1 pseudogene is annotated in these 626 nt (G+C 41.4%); it reads right to left on the bottom strand.

The annotated features are described in order from the left end of the window. Positions 1-240: pseudogene (locus tag ACQRBJ_RS16140) on the bottom strand (hypothetical protein); the annotation flags it as partial. Between the last annotated feature and the right edge of the window lie 386 nt (positions 241-626).

The following is a 626-nucleotide window of genomic DNA, read 5'->3' as shown; positions in this document are numbered from 1 at the left end:
CTTGATTACACCATTGATTGCAGCGATAACGTTACCGGTAGTAGTGTTGAGAGCTGTAGCAAATAACAGAACATCGTAACCATTGCTCTGAACTGCCTGCATGATAACAGTAGTGTTAGCATCATTTTTGATTATAGGAGCAACACCTCCCTGTCCGTTAGACATGAAGCCGCTGCCATTGGCACCACCGAAGAAGTTGCCTCTACCCATGAAGATGAAGAGAAGAAAGAGGGCAAACAAATCATTGTCCCAACATTGCTCTTACCGTTACAGAGAGCAAACAAACTTGGATCTACACTCTGTCTTTACATAAGTACTGGGAGCATAGCGAGGATGCTACTGAAACCACCGCCCTGACTGATTCCGTTCTCCTCGAATACGTAAGTTTTTGATTCTGGCATAATAAAATAGATTATTCGTTACATCCACTATTGAATTTGATGCAAAGTTACGAAGCCCCAAGCGCCCTGCCTATCTATGCCCAAAAGTTTTTCGCCCCTAAAGCCACTCTTCATTTATTTAGCAAAAGTCTAAACTGCAAAGAAAACCCCAAGCAACCGATACAACCAATCAATAATTTCCGTACTTTTGCAGAAAATTAACGCTTTAAATGTTACGAATATGAA

The organism is Prevotella sp. SGI.167 (assembly GCF_050313615.1).
Lineage (GTDB): Bacteria > Bacteroidota > Bacteroidia > Bacteroidales > Bacteroidaceae > Prevotella.
The sequence above is the reverse complement of the archived record's forward strand: the minus strand, read 5'-3'. Positions and strand labels throughout refer to the sequence as shown.